The organism is Roseovarius gaetbuli (genome assembly GCF_900172365.1).
Taxonomy (GTDB): Bacteria; Pseudomonadota; Alphaproteobacteria; order Rhodobacterales; family Rhodobacteraceae; genus Roseovarius; species Roseovarius gaetbuli.
Genome location: NZ_FWFJ01000004.1, coordinates 56,186 through 76,949 on the forward strand (window position 1 = coordinate 56,186; position 20,764 = coordinate 76,949).

At 61.6% G+C, this 20,764-nt stretch carries 19 protein-coding genes; 11 read left to right on the plus strand and 8 right to left on the minus strand.

Annotation, left to right across the window (positions count from 1 at the left end; all coding sequences use genetic code 11):
- The 11 genes from ROG8370_RS03420 to ROG8370_RS03470 all read left to right on the plus strand — a co-directional run bounded on the left by ROG8370_RS03420 (position 1) and on the right by ROG8370_RS03470 (position 11,655).
- Positions 1 to 2,196: an SLC26A/SulP transporter family protein gene (locus ROG8370_RS03420; RefSeq protein ID WP_085825678.1), complete on the plus strand. Its 2,196-nt coding sequence runs from the start codon at positions 1 to 3 to the stop codon at positions 2,194 to 2,196.
- 163 nt (positions 2,197 to 2,359) lie between these two features.
- Positions 2,360 to 3,928, plus strand: a complete 1,569-nt coding sequence (locus ROG8370_RS03425) for an NAD(P)-binding protein (protein ID WP_085825679.1) — start codon at positions 2,360 to 2,362, stop codon at positions 3,926 to 3,928.
- Between the two features lie 77 nt (positions 3,929 to 4,005).
- Positions 4,006 to 5,775 carry an adenylate/guanylate cyclase domain-containing protein gene (locus tag ROG8370_RS03430; RefSeq protein WP_245827194.1) on the plus strand — a complete coding sequence of 590 codons (1,770 nt, stop codon included), beginning with the start codon at positions 4,006 to 4,008 and terminating at the stop codon, positions 5,773 to 5,775.
- 15 nt (positions 5,776 to 5,790) lie between these two features.
- Positions 5,791 to 6,144, plus strand: coding sequence for a CBU_0592 family membrane protein (locus tag ROG8370_RS03435; protein ID WP_212580051.1), 354 nt, complete (start codon positions 5,791 to 5,793; stop codon positions 6,142 to 6,144).
- 21 nt (positions 6,145 to 6,165) lie between these two features.
- On the plus strand, positions 6,166 to 6,513 hold the full coding sequence (locus ROG8370_RS03440; protein ID WP_281252690.1) for a cyclic nucleotide-binding domain-containing protein: 348 nt from the start codon (positions 6,166 to 6,168) through the stop codon (positions 6,511 to 6,513).
- On the plus strand, positions 6,497 to 6,889 hold the full coding sequence (locus tag ROG8370_RS03445; RefSeq protein WP_085825682.1) for a DUF3307 domain-containing protein: 393 nt from the start codon (positions 6,497 to 6,499) through the stop codon (positions 6,887 to 6,889). Before ROG8370_RS03440 ends, ROG8370_RS03445 begins: the two co-directional genes overlap by 17 nt.
- A 42-nt stretch (positions 6,890 to 6,931) precedes the next feature.
- Complete coding sequence (locus tag ROG8370_RS03450; protein WP_085825683.1) at positions 6,932 to 7,828, plus strand: LysR family transcriptional regulator; 897 nt, start codon at positions 6,932 to 6,934, stop codon at positions 7,826 to 7,828.
- An 86-nt stretch (positions 7,829 to 7,914) separates the two neighbouring features.
- Entirely contained in the window at positions 7,915 to 8,727 is an 813-nt protein-coding gene (locus ROG8370_RS03455; protein ID WP_281252688.1) for a putative hydro-lyase, read from the plus strand.
- A gap of 34 nt (positions 8,728 to 8,761) precedes the next feature.
- Positions 8,762 to 9,799 (plus strand): TRAP transporter substrate-binding protein, encoded by a 1,038-nt coding sequence (locus tag ROG8370_RS03460; RefSeq protein ID WP_085825685.1) that lies wholly within the window; start codon positions 8,762 to 8,764, stop codon positions 9,797 to 9,799.
- A gap of 27 nt (positions 9,800 to 9,826) precedes the next feature.
- Positions 9,827 to 10,375, plus strand: coding sequence for a TRAP transporter small permease subunit (locus ROG8370_RS03465; protein ID WP_085825686.1), 549 nt, complete (start codon positions 9,827 to 9,829; stop codon positions 10,373 to 10,375).
- Complete coding sequence (locus ROG8370_RS03470) at positions 10,372 to 11,655, plus strand: TRAP transporter large permease (RefSeq protein WP_085825687.1); 1,284 nt, start codon at positions 10,372 to 10,374, stop codon at positions 11,653 to 11,655. Before ROG8370_RS03465 ends, ROG8370_RS03470 begins: the two co-directional genes overlap by 4 nt.
- Here ROG8370_RS03470 and ROG8370_RS03475 read toward each other — a convergent pair.
- The 8 genes from ROG8370_RS03475 to ROG8370_RS03510 all read right to left on the minus strand — a co-directional run bounded on the left by ROG8370_RS03475 (position 11,648) and on the right by ROG8370_RS03510 (position 20,663).
- Positions 11,648 to 12,574, minus strand: a complete 927-nt coding sequence (locus ROG8370_RS03475) for a hypothetical protein (protein ID WP_085825688.1) — start codon at positions 12,572 to 12,574, stop codon at positions 11,648 to 11,650. The two genes, ROG8370_RS03470 and ROG8370_RS03475, sit on opposite strands and share 8 nt — an antisense overlap.
- Positions 12,575 to 12,579: 5 nt before the next feature.
- The gene (locus ROG8370_RS03480) at positions 12,580 to 13,860 is read right to left on the minus strand and encodes an amidohydrolase family protein (protein WP_085825689.1); all 1,281 of its coding nucleotides are present in this window, start codon (positions 13,858 to 13,860) and stop codon (positions 12,580 to 12,582) included.
- The gene (locus ROG8370_RS03485) at positions 13,860 to 14,804 is read right to left on the minus strand and encodes an ABC transporter permease (RefSeq protein ID WP_085825690.1); all 945 of its coding nucleotides are present in this window, start codon (positions 14,802 to 14,804) and stop codon (positions 13,860 to 13,862) included. The genes ROG8370_RS03480 and ROG8370_RS03485 overlap by 1 nt, the downstream gene beginning before the upstream one ends.
- A 3-nt stretch (positions 14,805 to 14,807) precedes the next feature.
- Positions 14,808 to 15,857 carry an ABC transporter permease gene (locus ROG8370_RS03490; RefSeq protein ID WP_085825691.1) on the minus strand — a complete coding sequence of 350 codons (1,050 nt, stop codon included), beginning with the start codon at positions 15,855 to 15,857 and terminating at the stop codon, positions 14,808 to 14,810.
- The gene (locus ROG8370_RS03495; RefSeq protein WP_085825692.1) at positions 15,847 to 17,394 is read right to left on the minus strand and encodes an ABC transporter ATP-binding protein; all 1,548 of its coding nucleotides are present in this window, start codon (positions 17,392 to 17,394) and stop codon (positions 15,847 to 15,849) included. The genes ROG8370_RS03490 and ROG8370_RS03495 overlap by 11 nt, the downstream gene beginning before the upstream one ends.
- Positions 17,395 to 18,429: a BMP family protein gene (locus ROG8370_RS03500; RefSeq protein ID WP_085825693.1), complete on the minus strand. Its 1,035-nt coding sequence runs from the start codon at positions 18,427 to 18,429 to the stop codon at positions 17,395 to 17,397.
- A gap of 195 nt (positions 18,430 to 18,624) precedes the next feature.
- Positions 18,625 to 19,449, minus strand: a complete 825-nt coding sequence (locus tag ROG8370_RS03505; protein ID WP_085825694.1) for an HTD2 family dehydratase — start codon at positions 19,447 to 19,449, stop codon at positions 18,625 to 18,627.
- Between the two features lie 32 nt (positions 19,450 to 19,481).
- On the minus strand, positions 19,482 to 20,663 hold the full coding sequence (locus tag ROG8370_RS03510; RefSeq protein ID WP_085825695.1) for an acyl-CoA dehydrogenase family protein: 1,182 nt from the start codon (positions 20,661 to 20,663) through the stop codon (positions 19,482 to 19,484).
- Between the last annotated feature and the right edge of the window lie 101 nt (positions 20,664 to 20,764).

Sequence of the window (20,764 nt, forward strand, 5' to 3'; positions counted from 1 at the left end):
ATGGTCAGGGTTCAGCCCACACCCCAGACAGGCCCCGCTCAATCCGCCCTTGTCGGCGCTATCCTGGGCATTGATGCCGCCGGTCATTGCCTTGCCCTGGCAACGGTGTTCTTTGTCGGTGGGCTTGCGGCGGGGCTTGGGCTGGCGACGGCGATCTTCTTGTTCTCGACCGCACTTATCACGCTTGTGCTGTTTCGCTTTGGCGGGTTTCGCATCGCCCTTGGCATACCACAGGACACCACCGTTGCCATTCTCGCCCCCGCCGTGGCCCTTGTCGCCGCCGCCGCAAGCGGGCCGCCCGAGGCACAGGTTGCGACCGCCATCGCCGCCATCGGCGCGTCTGCTGTCTTGTCGGGGCTGGCCTTCTGGCTGGTCGGGCGACTTGGCTTGGGGCGGATGTTGCGGATGTTTCCCTATCCGGTGACGGCAGGGTTTCTGGCCTCTTCGGGGGTGCTGCTTGTCATGGCGGCCCTGTCGATCCTGACCGGCGCGCAGGGCTATGGTGCCATCGCCGCAAGCCTTGCCACACCCGAGGGTCTGTGGGGTGTCGTGCCGGCCATTGCCATGGCCCTTGCCTTGATCGGCGCGCTGCGTATCTGGCAGGGATCGACACCGGTTCTGGTGATCATCCTGCTGTTTCTGGCCGGATTTTACGCGGCCTTGTCCTGGCTCGGACTAAGCCGTGCCGAGGCGACCGCGCTTGGCCTTTTGCCGCATCTCGGCGAAGGCGGCGGGCTTGGCCCCGGATTATGGATGATCCGGCTTGTCGACTGGCCACTCTTGTTGACCATAGCGCCGACGTTCGCTGCCGTGATCCTGCTCAACCTGATTGGCGTGTTGCTCAATACCTCCGGGGTGGAACTGGCCACGCGACAGGATACCGATGAGAACCGCGAATTACGGGTTACCGGCCTTGGCAATATCGTGATCGGCGCCATGGGCGGGATAACAAGCTATCTTCAGGGCGGGGCGTCAATCATTGCCGCGCGGCTTGGCGTACATGGTGGCGGCCTCGTGTTCGGGCATGTGGCGGTCCTTCTGATCGCCTGTGTTTTCGCCGAACGGATCGTGGCCGCCGTGCCGACCTTTGTTGCGGCGGGCCTGTTGATGTTCATTGGCTTTGCGATGATCGAGGATTGGCTGATCGCAGCGCGCCACCGGCTTGTGACGATGGATTGGCTGATTGTTGTGGGGATCGTCGCGGTTACCATCGGCTTTGGCATCCTGCCTGCTGTCGCGGTTGGCCTCGGGCTTGCGGTGCTTGGCTTTACCTTTGGTTATATGCGCCTGCCAGTGATCCGCCAAAGCTTTGACGCGCGCAGCCACCGCAGCACTCTGGACCGCAATGCCGCCGCAAACGTCTATCTGGCCGAAAACGGTGCCGCAGTCCGCGTGTTACAATTGCAGGGCGCCTTGTTTTTCGGCTCGGTAGAGCAACTTATCGACACCCTGCGCCACACCCCCGTTGCACACCAGAGTCCGCGCGCGGTGATCCTTGATTTCAGCGCCGTGAACACCTTTGACAGTTCGGCCTGCGCCGCGCTTGAAAAGCTCGGGAACCTGATGCAGACCCAGAACATCGCCACCCATCTGACCGGCATGTCGCCCGCCTTGCTGGCGGTCTTTACCCGCTGGGGCCTGCCGATTTCCGAGACCGCAGAGGATGTGACGCCCGGCGGGTTTCGGCTCTGGCCGTCGCTTGACGCGGCGCTTGAGGCTTGTGAAACCGCGCTTCTGGCGGCGCTCGACGCCCCCGGCGAGACTTCCGATTTCGCAGAGCTTCTACGCCAGATGGGCCGTGATCATCCCCGGCTGTCCGATCTGATGGATCAGATGACGGCGCTTGATCTCTCCCCCGACGACACCCTGATTGCCGCCAACGACAGCCAGGCGGATATCTATTTTCTGGCCTCGGGCCGATTGGCCGTTTTGCTGCCACAGCGCGACGGCCCGGCGATCCGGGTGCGCTCGATGGGCCCCGGCGCGGTTGTGGGGGAGTTGGCAAGCCTGCTTGACACCCCGCGCAATGCAAATGTGATCTGCGAGGCCACGGCGCGCGTTTACCAGCTATCGGCCGATACGATCGCGCGGCTTGAACGCGAAGACCGCGATCTTGCCGCGCTTTTATGGCGGATTCTGGCGCGCTCGGTTGCGCTTAAAGTCATGCAGACAAACGCGTTGCTGACGCGCGGCTAGTCACGCAAAACCTTTCAGTTATTTGCTGATCACAGCCCGAGGCTGTGATATGGTTAACCTGTTCATGGCTCGCGCCATTGGTGTGTTGAGACCTGAAATCTCAATTCGTTTTGTCTCACGCGGTTTTAAACAGATATTTGACGACCACTAAAGGAGTTTCATTTTGAAAAATTCACCCACAAGCAATCCTGTTTCCCTTAGCGTTTCCATCGACGGCGGCGCGCAGGTGACCAAAACCTGCGACCTTCTGGTCGTGGCGTGCGAACCGCGCAACCTGATCGGCACCTGCGACTATACCCAGGCCGAGCTGGACCTGTTTTCAAAGTTCAAGAATTTCACCTTCCACACCACTTTGGTGAAAGTAAAAGTACCCGCCGTCAAACCGGAATTCGGCATCATCCTGTCGCCGCAGGAAATTTCGAACATGGCCGGCAATGTCAGCGGATACCGCAATGAAACGGCCAAGCAATTCTCGCTGGAAACCGCCAATGGCATGACCGAGAACCTTGTCACCGTCTATCAGCTAGAGGGCCCCGAAACCACGCCGATGACCGAGCAACAGTTTCTGGACAACCTGAATGCCACGCTGCCAACACTGTCTTGGTGGCCCTATCCCGAGTACGAGATCGTTACAGATCCAGCCAGCCTGCCGGTTGATCTGCGTACGCCCTATTTCGATCACTTCGACAATGCCGGTCTGCTTGCGGGCGGGCCATGGGATTACCTGGATCTTCAAGGCAAGAACAACACGATCTACGTCCATGGCTCGACCTGTTTTGAATCGGTTCTGCAATGCTGGCAATATGGCGGCATGCTGATTGAAAATCAGGGTCGGCTTGGCTGGTCTCTGCCCGAAGACAAGGACGCCTCGATCATCGTGCTTGGGGCGGGACCGTCCGGCATGATGTTTGCGCACCGCCTGAAAGAGCTGTGCTATACGAATGTTGAAATCCTCGAGTGCACGGACCGCTTTGGCGGCAAGACGCATACCGTCACCTATGACACACCCTCGCCGAACGGCGATCCGACCGCCTGCGAACTGGGCACCTGTTACCTTTCGCCAGCCTATGATGCCATGGCCAAGCATTTTGCCGCCTGCGACTTCATGCAGGGCAACATCCGCGAGGGCATGTTCCTGACCCCCTGCCATGATGACCCCAAAGGCAAAACCATCCGCGGCATGACCACCGCCGGTCAGTTTGACGGCGTTCCGATGACCAAGCCGATGATCGAATATACCGAATATACGCTGTTCAAGGGCTATTACGAGGCAAACCAACCCTTTGCCGAGCCAACCAAATGGCTGGATGGGTTTGATCCGGAAAAACTCACGCGTGATATGCTGCTCAAGCTTTTGGAATATGATGCCCTTTTGGCGCTTTATCGCGGGCTGACCCTGCCGATGCCGCTCAGCCCGCCGACCGAGTTGCTGCAATACGAAAGCTTCTACGATTTCCTTGAGAAAAACGACCTTCTGTTGCTGACCGGCATGCTTGAATATGCCTATTCCGTTCAGGGCTATGGGCCGTTGAAACAGATTCCGGCCTATTATGGATTGATCTGGATCTCGCTGCCGCTCACAGTTGGCATGATCTTTAGTGACAAACCGGCAGTCACGGTTCTGTCAAAGGGCTGGCTTGATATCTGGACACAGATGGCGCCGACGCTAGATATCACCCTGAATGCTCATGTTACGGGGATTGATCGGGGAGCGGTTGGCCAGGTGACATAAAGATACCCGCCCGCAGTTGGGGGGTCGCGGGCAGAGCATGCCAGCATGAACAGGCAAGGGAGAACCCTGTGAAGACGATGGAACGAAAAGCAACCACAATTGTTGCCGCTGACGTGGTGGGGTTCTCGCGTCTGGTTGCTCATGCCGAAGAAGAGGTTTTCTCGCGCCTGCATGATCTGCGCCACACTGTCATCGATCCCGCCGTGACCGCCGAGGGCGGGCGCGTGGTCAAGACCATGGGCGATGGCCTTTTGGTCGAGTTTCCCCAACCCGGCGCCGCCATTCGCGCCTCGACCGCCGTGCAACGCGCCGTGGCCGCGCATGAGGCCGACCGCCCTGAAGAGACCCGCATCCGATTTCGCGTCGGCATCAACCACGGCAGCGTTCTGGTTGATGGCGACGATGTGCTGGGCGATGTCGTCAACATTGCCGCGCGCCTTGAAACCCTGTCGCCGCCGGGCGGCATCTGCGTGTCGCGCAGCGTGCGGGATATGCTGATCAATGACGAGACCCTCACCATCACCGGGCAGGGCATGCAATACGTGCGCAACATCCCCACCCCGGTCGAGGTCTGGCAGGTCAGCACCGGCGTCGAGGGCGACAGCCCCGGCCAGGAACAACGCCGTAGCGACCGCCCGTCGGTGATCGTGCTGCCGTTTGACAATATGTCACCCTCGATCGAGGACGGGTTTCTGGCCGATGGCATTGCCGAAGACGTGATCAACGCCCTGTCGCGCTTTCGCTCGCTCTTCGTGATCGCCCGCGGGTCAAGCTTTGTCTACAAGGACCGCGCCAATGACGTGCGCCAGATCGCCCAGGACACCGGCGCACGCTATGTGGTCAAGGGCGCGGTGCGTCGCGCCGGGCAACGCCTGCGGGTCTCGGCGCAACTGATCGAGGCCGCCACCGGCCAGCAGATCTGGTCGGATAAATACGACCGCGACATCGAAGATATCTTTGAATTGCAGGATGACATCACCCGCTGTCTTGTGACCGGCCTAACGCCCGAAATCGGCGTGCACGAACGCAACATTTCCCGCAGCAAACCCACCGATAGCCTGTCGGCCTGGGAGCTGTGCCAAAAGGGTCTGACCGAGATCGACATGCGCACTGTCGGCAGCTTTCGCAACGCCTATGGCCTGTTCAAGGCCGCCGCCGAGGCCGATGTCACCTATGCGCTTCCACATGCCCTGTTGGGGCGGGTGCATGCCGTGCGGATATATTCCGGCCGAAGCACCGATCCCCAGAAGGACGTGGCAGAGGGCATGAAACACGCCACCCTCGCGGTGCAACTTGACGACCGCCTTGAACTTGGCCACGCCACCCTGGCCCAGCTCATGACCATTCAGGGCCGCGAGGCGGATGCCCGAGCGGCACTTGCCCGCGCCAAGGCGCTCAACGACAATGACGCCCTCGTCTATAGCGTCCAGACCTTTATCAACCTCTTTCAGCCAGAGCCCGACACCTACGAAATGGAAACCGCCGGGCTTGAGGCGGTGCGTCTTAGCCCGCAGGATCCGCTGGGCTGGTCGTTTCACTGGATGCTGGTGATGTCGATCTGGCTGCGCGATATGGAACTGGGCGAGAACGTGCGCCACTATCTTGATCCCGCCGCGCGCCTGCCGGGCGCGGAAACCTTTGTCCATATCGCCGTCGCAGTGACCGCTCTCAAGCGCGGCGATGAGGCGACGGCGCGCCTCGCGCTTGATGATGCCCTGAAGGTGCGGCCAAACCTTACGCTGCATACCATTCGGCACGCGTTTCACTTTCCCAAATGGCCCGCACTCGTGGCCGGTGTCGCCCCGCAGCTTGAAACCCTCGTTGAGATGGGATTGCCCAGCGAGTAAAGGATTTTTCCCAAGATGTTTTCCACGTTGCCGCCTTGGGTCTTCGACTGGTCCGGTCATCTGGGGGTGGCGCTTTATCTGGGGTCTTACGCGGCGCTTCAGGCCAGGCTGATCCGCGGCAGCAGCTATATCTACGCGCTCTTGAACCTTCTTGCGGCCACTTTTGTTCTGATAAGCCTGAGCTCGGCCTTCAACCTGTCTTCGGCCCTGATACAGGTGTTCTGGATCGCGATTAGTCTCGGCGGGCTTGCCCGGCTGATCTGGCTCAATAGCGGCCTGCGGTTTTCATCCGAAGACAAGGCTCTGATCGCACAGATCTTTGGCGTAATGCCCAAACCTCTGGCGCGTCAGTTTCTTGACAATGGCTAATGGCTGGATGGCGAGGCGGGCCTGGCCCTCACCACCCAGGGCGAACCGGTGAGCGCGCTTACCTTCATCCTGCGCGGTGAAGCCGAAGTGACAAGCGATGCGCGCCCGATCGGACGACTTGGGCAGGGCCTTGTCGGGGAAATGAACGTGCTTGACGGCGGGCCCGCCAGTGCCAGCGTCACCCTGACACGGCCCGCGCGCCTGTTCACCATCACCGGCGGCGCACTGAACCGCCTTATCCGGCGCGACAGCGATCTGCGCCTGCTGGTGGAAAACGCCATGTCGCGCGATACCCGCGCCAAGCTTGTCGCCGCCAATCAACGCCTTTCCACTGCGCAAAAAGGGGGCCACGATGATCACGAACCCTGAGATGATCGCTGTTCTGGTGCTTTTTCAGATCAAGCATTTCATCGGTGATTACCTCTGGCAAACCGATTGGATGCTGGCCAACAAGGGGCGTTATGGCCACCCCGGCGGGCTTGTGCATGCGGGGGTGCATGGCGCGCTTTCGGCACCGATCCTGATCTGGGCCGGGGTGCCGATTGGGCTGGCAGTCATGCTCGCGCTCGCCGAGGCCGCCGTGCATTACCACATTGACTGGGCCAAGGCCCGCGCGGTCAGACGGCGCGACCTCGATGCAGGCCAAACCGCCTCTTGGCGCTATCTGGGGGTGGATCAGGGGGTGGATCAGGGCGCGCATCAAGTGACCTATGTCGCGCTTTTCGCCGCCGCGCTTTACCTGTGAACCGGCCTTTCCTTTTGCCACGGCGCGCGCAATCATCGCGCGATGGCCAGAATCAACATCGAACAGCTTCGCACCTTTCTTGCCACGGTCCGCCTTGGCAGCGTCCGCAAGGCCGCGCTTGGCCTGAACATCACCCAACCCGCCGTCACCGCGCGGATCAAGAATCTTGAACACTCGCTGGCCGCCGACCTGTTTGATCGCACCGCAAGCGGTCTGCGCCTGACCAAACGCGGCGAGCGGCTGGTGAGTTATGCCGAACAGTTCGAGCACCTGTCGCAATTGGTCGAGGCCAATATCACCGACCCAGAGGGCATTGATTTCATCCTGCGCCTTGGCGTGTCGGAAACCATCGCGCAATGCTGGCTGCCCGAATTTGTCTCGGCACTGCACCGCGAATTTCCCAAAGTCGAGATCGAGATCAACGTCGATATCTCAACCAATCTGCGCGACGGGCTGCTGAACCGCGAGATTGATCTTGCCATTCTTCTGGGGCCGGTCTCGGAATATTCGGTCAATAATATCGAGCTGCCGGGCTTTGATCTTGCCTGGTACGCCGCCGCCGATATGCGGGGTGTGGGCGGCGACGACGCCACGCTTTTGGCCAGCAAGCCGATCATCACCTACGCCCGCAACACCCGCCCCTACCGCGAGCTGAAAACCGTTTTGTTTGAACGGGTCGGCCCCGGTGTGTCGCTGTTTCCCTCGTCGTCCCTGTCGGCCTGTTTTCGCCTCGTCGAGGCCGGGCTTGGCGTTGCCGCCCTGCCCCGCGCCCTTGGTGCGCCCTATCTCAAAGGCGGCACCCTGCGCGAGTTTGATCCCGGCTGGACCCCGGGACCGCTGCGCTTTTCGCTCTCTTATCTCGGTGATCCCAAAAGCCACGTGGTTGAATCCGCCGCCAAGATCGCGCTTGGCGTGGCGCGGGCCTCTGCAGATGCATAAATTTCCCTGATGCAAATGGGAAAAATATTTCGATTTGCCTTTATGCCCGTAACCCGTCAGCCTGTGCCCAACCGGGAGAGCCAGATTTGACAGCCGATTATCAATCCCTACGGACCATGCCCATTGAGGACCTGCGCGCCACCATTCGCGCCGGGGAATATACATCGCATACCGCCGGGCTTGGCGCGGGTCTTTTGCAGGCCAACCTTGCGATCATGCCAGAGCGCCATGCGCTCGATTTCATGCGGTTTTGCCAGAGAAACCCCAAGCCCTGCCCGCTGACGGGGGTGTCGGATACCGGCAATCCGATGATGGTCACCCTTGGCCGCGACATTGATATCCGCCGCGACGTACCCGCCTATAACATCTACCGCGACGGCCTGCTGAGTGAGAGCAAAACCGACATCACCGCCCTTTGGCAGGATGATTTCGTGGTCTTCGCCCTTGGCTGTTCCTTTACCTTTGAGAACGCGCTTGAACAGGCCGGCATCAGCCTTTGGCATATTCAGAATAACACCACCGTGCCGATGTATCGCACCAATATCGAAACCACCCCGGCCGGGCCGTTCTGTGGTCCGATGGTGGTCAGCATGCGGATGATCGATCCCGCGCGCCTTGAAGAGGTGCAAAACTTCTGCCGCCGCTATCCGCTGGCGCATGGCGCGCCGGTGCATTGGGGCGACCCCGCACAGATCGGCATCGCCAATATCGGCGCGCCCGATTGGGGCGATCCGGTGCCTGACGAGCCCGGCAAGATCCCGGTGTTCTGGGCCTGTGGCGTCACCCCGCAAGCGGCGGTGGCGCGCGCCAAGCTGCCGATTTGCATTACCCACAAGCCGGGTCATATGTTGATTACCGATATTGCCGAGGATGCCGAAGTACCGGTGTTCCGGCCCTGAAAAAGCAAAAAACAACCCAACAAGGAGAAGTCACATGAAAAAGACACTAAGCCTGCTTGCCACCACCGCGCTTGTTGCCGCCCCCGCCATGGCCGAGGATCTTTCGGTCGTCGGGAGCTGGTCGGGCCTGCCGCTGCACAAGCAATACGAGGCGCCGTTCTGGGGCGAGACCCTGCCCGCCGCTTCGGGCGGCGAGATCGCCACCGCCGTCACCACCCACGATCAGATGGGTCTGGGTGTCGGTGACATCTACCGCCTGCTTGGCGATGGCGTTTACGACGTTGCCATGACCGTGGCCGATTACGCCGTGGCCGACGCCCCCGAGCTTGAAGGCCTCGACGTGCCGCTTCTCGCGCTGACGGCGGATGAGGCCAAGGCGATGGTCGATGCCGCCCGCCCGATGGTCGAAGATATATATAACGCCCGCTTCAACAGCCATGTTCTTGCCATCGCGCCCTATCCGCCGCAGGTCGTGTTCTGTAACGCGCCGATTGCCGGTCTGGCCGACCTCAAGGGCCTCAAGGTGCGCGCCTCGGGTCGCATGACCGCCAAATTCCTTGACGCGCTTGGCGCCGAGGGCGTGAACGTGTCCTTCTCCGAAGTGCCGGGCGCCCTGCAAAAAGGCGTGGTCGATTGCGCCGTGACCGGTGCCGGCTCGGGCTATAGCGCCGGCTGGTGGGAAGTGTCCTCGCATCTTCTGACCCTGCCGCTTGGCGGCTGGGATTCGGTGGTAACGGCCATTAACCTCGACAAATGGAACAGCCTGAGTGGCGACATGCAAAGCCTGATCTCCTCCGAGATCAAGGCCAACTTCGAGGCCCCCGCATGGGCATCGGCCCAAGACGCGTTGGTCAATGACATTGCTTGCCTCACCGGCAATGGCGAATGCCCGGCGGGCGATGCGCGCTCGATGACCCTTGTCGAGGCAAGCGATGCCGATTTCGCCACCGCCCGCGAGATCCTTGAAACCGAAGTGCTGCCCGATTGGGCCGGTCGCGCCGGTGCGGATTGGGTTGCGCGCTGGAACGCATCTGTGGGCGAAGTTGTCGGCGTCAAAGTCACCGCCAACTGATCGCAAACGCTCCAGAGAGGGCCCCAAATGACCGATAGATTTCTGACAAGACTACGTGCGCTCAACCGGGTGGTGGCGGTGCTGATTGGCATCATGCTTCTGGCCTGCGCGGGCTTCGTTCTGCTTGATATCGTTCTGCGGCAAGTGGGGTCCTCTTTTGGCGGCACCGATGAGGTGTCTGGCTATGTCATGGCGATCGCCACCTCCTGGGGCATGGCCTATGCGATGCTTGAACTTGGCCATGTGCGCATCGACATCCTGCGGAGCCGCGCCGCCGGGCGCGGCCGATGCCTGTTTGATCTGGCCTCGCTGATGATCATGGCCGGCACGGTAAGCGTGATCGCCCTGCGCTGCTGGCCGGTGGTGGATCGCTCGATCTCCAATATGTCGCGCGCCAATACTGCGCTGGAAACGCCGCTCTGGCTGGTGCAACTGCCGTGGTTCGCCGGTTGGCTCTGGTTCGCCCTGATGGCATGGCTGACCTTTGTGACCGCGCTTGTGATGGTGCTTCAGGGCCGCTTTGATGCCTCTGAGGCAGCCATCGGCGTCTTTGGTGAAGAGGAGGCGTTTCAATGATCACCTATGTGTCGGTCGGCCTTCTCGCCCTGCTCAGCCTGTCGATCCCGGTCGGGATCGTGCTGTTCCTGCTCGGCTTTGGCATTGATGTGTTCTTTAGCCCCTTTCCCCTGATCAAGGGCTTGGGCCAGATGGTCTGGTCTTCGTCCAACAGCGCCACGCTTATCGCGATTCCGTTTTTTGTGCTTTTGGGCGAAATCCTTGTGCGAAGCGGCGTGGCCGCGCGCACCTATGAGGCGCTTGACCGGTGGGTGTCATGGCTTCCCGGCGGCTTGGTGCATGCCAATGTCGCCACCTCGACGATGTTCTCGGCGATCTCGGGCTCGTCCGTCGCCACCGCCGCGACCGTGGCCACCGTCGCCATGCCACAGGCCGAACGCCTCGGCTATGACCCCAAGCTGTTTTCCGGCGCGATTGCCGCTGGCGGCACGCTTGGCATCATGATCCCGCCGTCGATCAACCTGATCGTTTATGGCTTTCTCACCCAATCCTCTATTCCACAGCTGTTCCTTGCGGGGCTTTTGCCTGGTATCCTTCTGGCGGTCGGCTTTATCGTGATCACGGTGATCATCTGTCTCATCCGCCCCGATCTTGGCGGCGAGCGGCGGGTCTTTCCGCTGTCGCAAATGCTTGGTGCGCTTGTGCATCTTTTGCCGATCATCTTTTTGTTCACCATGATCATCGGCACCATCTACAAGGGCTGGGCCACCCCGACCGAGGCCGCCGCCGTCGGCGTTGCCGTGGCCTTTGTCATCGCCGGTTTCGCCAGCGGCATTTCTTTCAAGATGATCTCGGATAGCCTTTTGGGCACGATCAAGGTCACCTCGATGATCATGCTGGTGGTGATGGGTGCGTCCTTCCTCAACTTCACCCTGTCCTCGGCCGGGCTTGGCCGCGAGCTCAAGGACTTTCTTGAGGGGCTTGGCCTCTCGCCGCTCGCCTTTATCCTCGTGGTGGTGATGATCTATGTCGTGCTCGGCTTTTTCATCGAAACGCTGTCGCTGATGGTGGTGACGATCCCGATCATCGTGCCGCTGGTGGTGGCGCAGGGCTATGATCCGATCTGGTTCGGCATCCTGATGATCGTGCTGATCGAAATGGCGCTGATCACGCCGCCTGTGGGGCTTAACCTCTACGTGGTGCAGGGCGCGCGCAAATCCGGCAAGATGAGCGACGTAATGATCGGCTCGATCCCGTTCGTCTGTGTCATGCTGATCATGGCCGCCGCACTCATCGCCTTTCCGCAACTGGCGCTTTACCTGCCATCGGCGCTTAACTAGCGCGCCGCGTCAAAGGGCCGATAAGCATCGGCGTAAGATACATCGGCACCTGATAACAGCCGATAAACAACAGCATTGCCGCCCCAGTTTCAGGCGGCAATGCCCCGAGGAACAACGCAAGATTGCGATTGCCCGCGACAATCGCCAAGGCCGGGGCAGCCGTCACTTGACCGGCGCGGTGCATCAGCGCGAAAACCACGATCTGCGCGCCAAAGTTCAACCCGAAGACCACGGCCAAGGCCAGCCATAGCCCCGCATCCCCCGATAGGATCGCCGGACCAACCGCCGACATCAGCCCCACAACCACCACCGCCATCGCAAGCGTGATCACCCCGTCAACCGCGCCCTGCCCTTGCGGCCCGCGCAGCCACGGCACCGCCCGGCGCAGGATCATCGCCGCCCCACCGGCAAGCGCAATCACCGCCAAAAGCCTGAGCGCGGCAAGCGCCACAACCTCGGGCGCGCCAAAGACCGGCATCAGCCAGAACACCGGCAAGACCGTCAGCGGCAGGATCGCGGTGCCCACCACAAGCTGGCGCAGGGCCGGGCTTGGATCGGCGCCCGACAGGATCGCAAGACCGGGGCTTCCGGTCAGCGGCGCACCGGCCAGCACCAGAACCGCGCCGATCCCCAGGATCGAATTGAGCCCGCCAACCGCCCAAAGCACCGCGATTGCCAACACCGGCATGCCAACCTGCAAGGCCACGGCAAGCCCGACATAGCGCGGCAGATGCCGCCGATGCGGAAAGGCCGCAATCGGATCAACCCGAAGCGTGGCCAGAAACAGCAGGCAGACGATCATCGGAAAGATCAGCGGCGCAAGGAATTGGGCAAGCCCTGGTGCCGTAACCCCAACCACCAGCCCGGCAATCAGCACAAGCCGCCCATGCCGCGCAAGCCCCTGCAAAAGCGCGCTCATTGCGTTTAGCCGCCCTGCCGGTGCCGCCGCCTGATCGTTGCGGGGCGCCCCGGCAAGGCAAGGCTCGCATCCTGACGCGGGGTTTTGGCAATCACCCGGCCCTTGGAGACCACCGCAAGACGCGCCGGGCGCAGGCGCAGCGCCTCGATCGGATCGCCCGCATCGAGTACCACCAGTGACGCCTGCGCGCCGACGTGCAAGCCATAGCCCTCAAGCCCGAGAATGCGGGCGTTCTGGGTGGTGACCATGTCAAAGCAGCGCCGCATCTCGTCGGGGTGGGACATCTGCGCCACGTGCAGCCCCATGAAGGCCACGTCAAGCATGTCCGCCGTGCCAAGCGAATACCACGGATCAAGCACGCAATCCTGACCCCAGCCGACGGTGATACCCTGCGCCTGCATTTCCTTGACGCGGGTCAGGCCGCGCCGTTTCGGGAATGTGTCATGCCGCCCCTGCAACATGATATTGATCAGCGGATTGGGGATCGCCGCCACCCCGGCCTCGGCCATGAGCGGCAACAGTTTCGAGACATAGTAATTGTCCATCGAATGCATCGAGGTCAGGTGGCTTCCGGCGACCCGCCCCTGCAAGCCAAGGCGCTGCGCCTCAAAGGCGAGCGTTTCGATATGGCGGCTGTGAGGGTCGTCGGTCTCATCGCAATGCATATCGACGGGCACGCCACGCGCGGCGGCCAATTCACAGAGCTCGCGCACCGAGGCCGCGCCATCGGCCATGGTGCGTTCGAAATGCGGGATGCCGCCGGCCACATCCACCCCCATATCAAGCGCGCGAATGGTGTTGTCGCGCGCGGTCGGGTCGCGGTAAAACCCGTCTTGCGGAAAGGCCACCAATTGCAGGTCGATGTAACCCTTGACCTTATCGCGCACCTCCAGCATCGCCGCCACGCCAAGCAGGCGGTCATCGCAGGTGTCGACATGGCTGCGGATCGCCAAAAGGCCCATGCTCGCCGCCCAATCGCAATACTCCAGCGCGCGGCTGACCATCTCTTCCTGGGTCACGATCTCTTTCAATTCACCCCAAAGGCCAATCCCCTCAAGCAGGGTGCCGCTCGCGTTGACGCGCGGGGTGCCATAGCTAAGGGTCGCGTCCAGATGAAAATGCGGGTCGACAAACGGCGGGCTGACAAGATCGCCGGTGGCGTCAATCACCTCGCCCGCGTCCGCCTCTTGCAGGTTGCCGATCGCGGTGATCCTGGCGCCGGTGATGCCAATATCGGCCACCCGCCCATCGGGCAACGTTCCGCCCTTGACGATCAGATCGAACATCAGCGCTCTCCTTTGTTGAACGGCACCATCAACGCGCCCGGCACCTCGGCGCGTCGCGACATCACGATAAGCGCGAGGATCGACAGAACATAGGGCGTCATCAGGAAAATCTGATAGGGGATATCGGCGCCAAGCGGGGTCTGTTGCACCCGGATTTGCAGCGCATCGAACGCCGCGAACAAGACCGCCCCCAACAGGGCCTTGCCCGGCTTCCACGCGCCAAACACCACCAGCGCGATACAGATCCAGCCGCGCCCGTTGACCATCTCGAAGAAGAAGGAATCAAACGCCGACATGGTCAGGAACGCACCTCCCATCGCCATGAAGCCGCTGCCGACAATCACCGCGCCCATGCGAATACCGGTAACCGAAAGCCCCTGCGCCTCCACCGCCGAGGGGTTTTCCCCCGCCGCGCGCAACGCCAGCCCAAGCGGCGTGCGGTAAAGAACAATCGACACGAGCCCGACAAGCACAAAGGCCAGATAAGTCATCGGCGTTTGTGCAAAAAGCGCCGGGCCGATGAGAGGGATATCCGACAGGATCGGTATTTCGAACGGCTGAAACGCGGTGATCTTGGGCGGGCTTGTCACCTCTGGCAGGGCAAGGCGATAGGCGTAATAGGTGCTTGAGGTCGCCAATAGGGTCACCCCCAATCCGACCACATGCTGCGACAATCCAAAGGGCACGGTCAGCACGCTATGGATCAAGCCGAACGCCATGCCGACCACCATCGCCACCATGACACCAGTCCAGAGGCCGGTACCGGAATAGACCGCCATCCAGCCGGCAAAGGCCCCGGCAACCATGATCCCCTCGATGCCGAGGTTCAGCACGCCGGCACGCTCACAAATCAATTCGCCCAGGGTGGCAAAGATAAGCGGGCTCGCGATGCGGATCGCGGCGGCCCAAAAGCTGGCGGACAGAAGGATGTCGAGCATGTCCATGATCTATTCCCTCACCACCCGGAACCGGGTGAGCAATATCGCCAACACCATGAGCAAAAGCGCCGTCGCCAGCATGATATCGGCAAGATATGTGGGCACGCCAACCGCGCGGCTCATGCTGTCTGCGCCCACGAAAATACCCGCCACGAAAAGCGCGGCGGCGACCACCGCCAGCGGGTTGAGCAGCGCCAGCATAGCCACGATGATACCGGTGTAGCCAAAACCGGGCGACAGATCGAGCGTCAGGCTCCCCTTGACGCCGGCCACCTCGGAAAAGCCCGCCAGTGCCGCCAATCCACCCGACAAAAGCGCCGTCTTGATCAGCACGCCATTGACCGGAATGCCGACAAAGCGCGCCGCATCACGGTTTAGACCGACGGCGCGCATTTCATAGCCAAGGGTCGTGCGCCGCTGAATAACCCAGACTAGAGCGGCGGATATGATCGCAAGCCCGAACCCCCAGTGCAGGCGTAGCCCCTCCGCCATTCGCGGCAGGCGCGCCTCGGCAATCAGGCGCTCGGATTTCGGCCATCCCATGCCCATCGGATCCTTGAGCGGCCCTTCCAGAAGCATCGAGATGAACAGCAGAAAGATGAAGTTGAACAAAAGCGTCGTGACAACCTCGTCGACGCCAAAGCGCACCTTCAACAGCGCCGGCACCAAAAGCACAAGCGCCCCGGCCAGCATCGCGCCAAGCGCCAGCGTGGGCAAAAGCGCCCCCGCGCCCCAAGGCAGCGCGCCGGTGCCAAGCACGACGGTGATCAACGCCCCGGCGTATAACTGTGCCTCGGCCCCGATATTCCAGAGCCGCGCGCGAAACGCCACCGCGACCGAGAGGCCGGTAAAGATCAGCGGCGTGGCGCGGTTAAGCGTCTCTAACGCGGCGAATTTCGAGCCAAACGCGCCCTTGAGGATCAGCCCCAGAACCGAAAACGGATTGGCCCCGGCCAGCATCGCCAAAAGGGAGGCCACCACAACCGTCGTCATGATCGCGATCAGTGGCGGCAGGGTTGTGCGCGCAAGGCTCGGGTTGGCAATCGGCTCAAGACGCATGCGCCATCCCCTCATCAAACCCATGCCCGGCCATCCACACGCCAAGATCGGCGGGGGCCATGCTGCCACGGGCAAATTCGGGCGACAGCCGCCCCTCGGAAATCACGTGGATCACATCCGACAGGGCCATGATCTCATCCAGATCCTCGGAAATCAACAACACCGCCGCGCCGCGCGCCCGCGCCGCGAGAAGTTGCGAATGCACATAATTGACCGCGCCTATATCAAGCCCGCGCACCGGCTGATTGGCGAGAATGATGCGCGGTGCGGCCTCAAGCACCCGACCAAGGATAAGCTTTTGCATATTGCCGCCCGACAACAGCCTGATCCGCGCCTCTGGCCCCGGACAGCGCACGTCATAGCGCGCGATGATCTCTTGGGTCGCGGCCTCGGCGCGGGGCCAGTTCATCCAGCCGTGCTTGCTCATCGGGGCCGTGTGATAGCTTTCGAGAATGGCGTTTTCGGTCAGGTTGAAATCGGCGATCGTGCCGGTTTTATGCCTGTCTTCGGGAATGCGCGCGATGCCGCTTTGCACGGCGGTGCGCGGCGACCACTGCGCAACATTGGCCCCGTCAAGATCAAGCTGCCCGCTTTGCGGCGCACACAGCCCGCCGATCAGATCGGCAAGCGCCGCCTGTCCGTTGCCCGACACGCCGGCAAGCCCGGTAATCTGACCCGCGCGCAGATCAAGCGAGACGGATTTGAGCCCCGGCGCATTGCCCTGATCGGGCGTGCTCACATCGCCAAGCCGCAAAAGCGCCGCACCGGGGGCGGCGGGGACAACCTTGGGGGCGCTCACCTCGGCACCGACCATGGCGGTGGCAAGGGCGTGGCGATCCGTGTCGCGGGTGGCCATTTCGCCCACAAGCCGCCCATGGCGCAGGATCACCACACGATCCGAGATATCCATCACCTCGTGCAATTTGTGACTGATGAAGACAATCGACAGGCCAAGTGCCACCGCCTTGCGCAGGGTGGCGAAAAGATCGTCGGTTTCCTGCGGGGTCAGCACCGCCGTCGGCTCGTCGAGAATAAGGATCCTGGCCTCGCGGTAGAGCGCCTTGAGGATCTCGACCCGCTGACGCTCGCCCACGGTAAGGCTTCCGACACGGGCATCCGGATCGACCGCAAGGCGGAAATCATCGGCCAGCTTGGTGATCTCGGCACGCACCGCCCCGCGATCAAGCCGGGGCTGCCAGAGCGGCACCGTGCCAAGGGTGACGTTTTCCAGCACGGTCATATTGTCGGCCAGCGTAAAATGCTGATGCACCATGCCGACGCCCGCATCGAGCGCCGCGCGCGGATTGCCGGGCGGCAGGGCACGCCCGAACACCTCAACCGCGCCACTGTCGGCGGTGTACTGGCCAAACAGGATGTTCATCAGCGTGGTCTTGCCCGCGCCGTTCTCGCCCAAAAGCGCGATCACCTCGCCGCGATGCAAGGACAAGCTGACCGCGTCATTCGCGACCAGCTTGCCAAAGGTCTTGGTAATGCGATCAAGGCGCAGAACGACCTGCGCCGCCTCTGCGCCCGTCATTTATGACGACTTCGGTTCTTCGTCGTTGATCTCGACCGTGAAGGTGCCCGCCTTGATTGCCGCGCTGCGCTCTTTGACAAGCGCCATGGCGGCCTCGGGCACTTTGCCCTCGAACGTGCCAAGCGGTGCCAGCGATGAACCGCCCTCGCTCATGAAGGAATAGACCCCATAATCGGCGGCCTTGAAGGTGCCGGCGTTCACTTCGGCAATCGCCTTGTCCAAGGTCGGCTCGAAATGCCAGATCGCCGAGGCGACAACCGTGTCGGGATAATCGGCCTGCGTGTCGATCACGTTGCCAATCGCAAGAATGCCCTTTTCCGCCGCTGCATCCGACACGCCAAAGCGCTCGGCATACAAGAGATCGGCGCCGTTCTCGATCATCGCAAAGGCGGTTTCCTTGGCCTTGGGCGGATCGAACCACGAACCGATAAAGCTGACCTGGAACTTGATATCCGGGTTCATCTCTTTGGCACCGGCCATGAAGGCATGCATCAAACGGTTCACCTCGGGGATCGGAAAACCACCGACCATGCCGATATTGCCGCTCTTGGTCATCGACCCGGCGATGATCCCCGAAAGGTAGGACGCATCCTGAATATAGTTGTCGAACACCGCGAAATTGGGCAACGCCTCGTCGGGCTTAAAGCTTGAACCGAGAAGGAAGGCGATATCGGGATACTCCGCCGCCACTTCGCGCGCTTCCTGTTCCACAGCAAAGGCCTCGCCGATGATAAGCTTGTAGCCCTGCTCGGCATATTCGCGCATCACGCGGGCATAATCGGTGTTGCTCACATTCTCCGAGAACACATAATCCACATCGCCGCGCTCCTGCGCGGTCATGGCGGCCTTGTGAATGCGGCTCACCCATTGCTGCTCGACCGGCACTGTGTAAATCCCGGCGGTCTTGATCGGCTCGGCAGCACGCAGCGGCGTGGCCAGCGTCGAGGCCCCGGCAACAAGCGCCACAGCGGCGGTGCTGGCCATGAACTGGCGGCGCGAGAGGGGCGCAGTGGTCCGTGTTTTGAGGGTGGTCATGGGTCTCTCCTTGTTGGGCAGCTTTTTTGTTTTACCAATTGGTAAAATTATTTTTGCGTATTGTCAGCAAATTTGTGCGCCGCCCGGTGAGAAACCGCAAGCTCTGCCTGCGAAATGGGCAAAGCTCATCTGCCGGTGTAAACTAGCGCGCCCAAAATTCGGTCACAAGCCGCAAAGCCCCTGAAAACCGGGGGGTCAGGGCGCGATGGCTGTCGCTTCCATCGTGGTGACTTGATCCGTTTCACACCGCACACGCAGGGCGAGAGAGCCCTCGCTTGCCCTCGCCTCGATCCGCACCGGAATGCCGCAGATCAACGGCGACAGCCCGCGATAGCTAAACCGCGCGGGCAGATGGCCGAACACCTCGCTCGCAAGGTTCATCATCCAGATCGCCTGAAGCGGGCCATGCACCACAAGGCCGACATAGCCCTCGACCTCGGTGGCATAGGGGTAATCGTAATGGATGCGATGGCCGTTGAAGGTCAGCGCTGAATAGCGAAACAACAGGGTCGAATCCGGCGTGATCGACCAGCTTTGCGCGCCGGGCCACTCCTCGGACGCGGCGGGCATGCGCATGCTGCCGGGCTTGGGGTCTTCGCGGTAAACGATATCCTGCCGTTCGCTCAGGCAAGGCCCGCCATCAACGCTATACTCATGGCGTTGCGTGACAAACCCAAGCGCGCCGCTGCGCCCCTGTTTGAAGGTCACATCATCAATCGTGCTCGTGCGGGTCACATGCTCGCCCGGCGCAAACGCGCGGTGAAATTCCAACGCGCCCCCCGCCCACATCCGGCGCGGCAATGGTAGAGCGGGTAGGAAAATCCCGGTCTTGGGGTGGCAATCGCGGCCAAGATCCGACGGCTCGACCACATCCGGCCCAAGGCACCAGTGAAAGCCGGGCGGCACCGCGCCGGGGCCAAGCGTGCCCGCAAGCGTGGCGCGATATTGCGCCAGCAAGCGATCCGAAATCGGCTCTGACCGGGTAAAGCTGCGCCCGATCCAATCGTCATACTCACCCATTCAAACGCCCCCGCCCATATCGACCCCCTGATTTATCCGCGACCGGACCCATAGGATTTAGGCAGGCCAAGCACCTGTTCGGCAATATAACACAGGATAAGGTTGGTCGAGATCGGCGCCACCTGATAAAGCCGCGCCTCGCGAAACTTGCGCTCGACGTCATATTCCTCGGCAAAGGCAAAACCGCCATGCGTCTGCATACAGGCCTCTGCCGCTTCCCAGCTTGCATCGGCGGCGAGCATCTTGGCGGTATTGGCCTCAACACCGGGGTTATGCCCCGCATCATACATGGCCGCCGCGCGATAGACGATCGCCTCGGCCGCCATCATATGGGCCTGCGCGCGCGCAAGCGGGAACTGAATCCCCTGATTGGCGCCGATCGGATCGCCGAACACCACCCGCTCGCGGGCATAGGCGGCGCCGGTCTTGAGAAACCACTTGGCATCGCCAATGCATTCGGCGGCAATCAGGATGCGCTCGGAATTCATCCCCGACAGGATATAGCGAAACCCCTTGCCCTCTTCGCCGATAAGGCTGTCGGCGGGAATGCGCAGGTTGTCAAAGAACACCTCGGTGGTGGCGTGGTTGATCATCGTGCGGATCGGGCGGATTTCGATGCCATTGCCGACCTTCTCGCGCAGATCGACAAGAAACACCGACAACCCGTCGGTCTTGGATGTGACCTGATCGCGCGGCGTGGTGCGCGCCAAGAGCACCATCAAATCGGAATGCTCGACCCGCGAGGTCCAGATTTTCTGGCCGTTGATCATATACTCGTCGCCCTCGCGCCGCGCCGTGGTCTTGAGCGCAAGCGTATCGGTGCCGCTGGTCGGCTCGGTCACGCCAAAGGCCTGAAGCCGCAGCGTGCCATCGGCGATCCGCGGCAGGTAGCGTTCCTTTTGGGCCTCGCTGCCGTGGCGCAACACCGTGCCCATCGTATACATCTGCGCATGACACGCCGCCGCATTGCAGCCCTGCCGGTGAATTTCCTCCAAGATCGCCGCCGAGGCGGTCAGGTTGAGCCCCGAACCGCCATAGCTTTCGGGGATCATCGCCGCCAGATATCCCTCGCGGATAAGCGCATCCACGAAGTCCTTGGGATAGGCCCTGCGCGCATCGAGATCGCGCCAATAGGCCCCTGGAAACCCGGCGCAAACCTTGGCCACGCCATCACGAATTGCACTATACTCCGCCGTCGGATCGAAAGAGGTCATCTGTTTCTCATTCTGTCTAGGGTCGCCCTTCTTTCGCAGATTTGGGCCGGGCAAGGAACCGGAAAACCGATCCTGAACCCTGCCGCTTGTCAAACACGCCC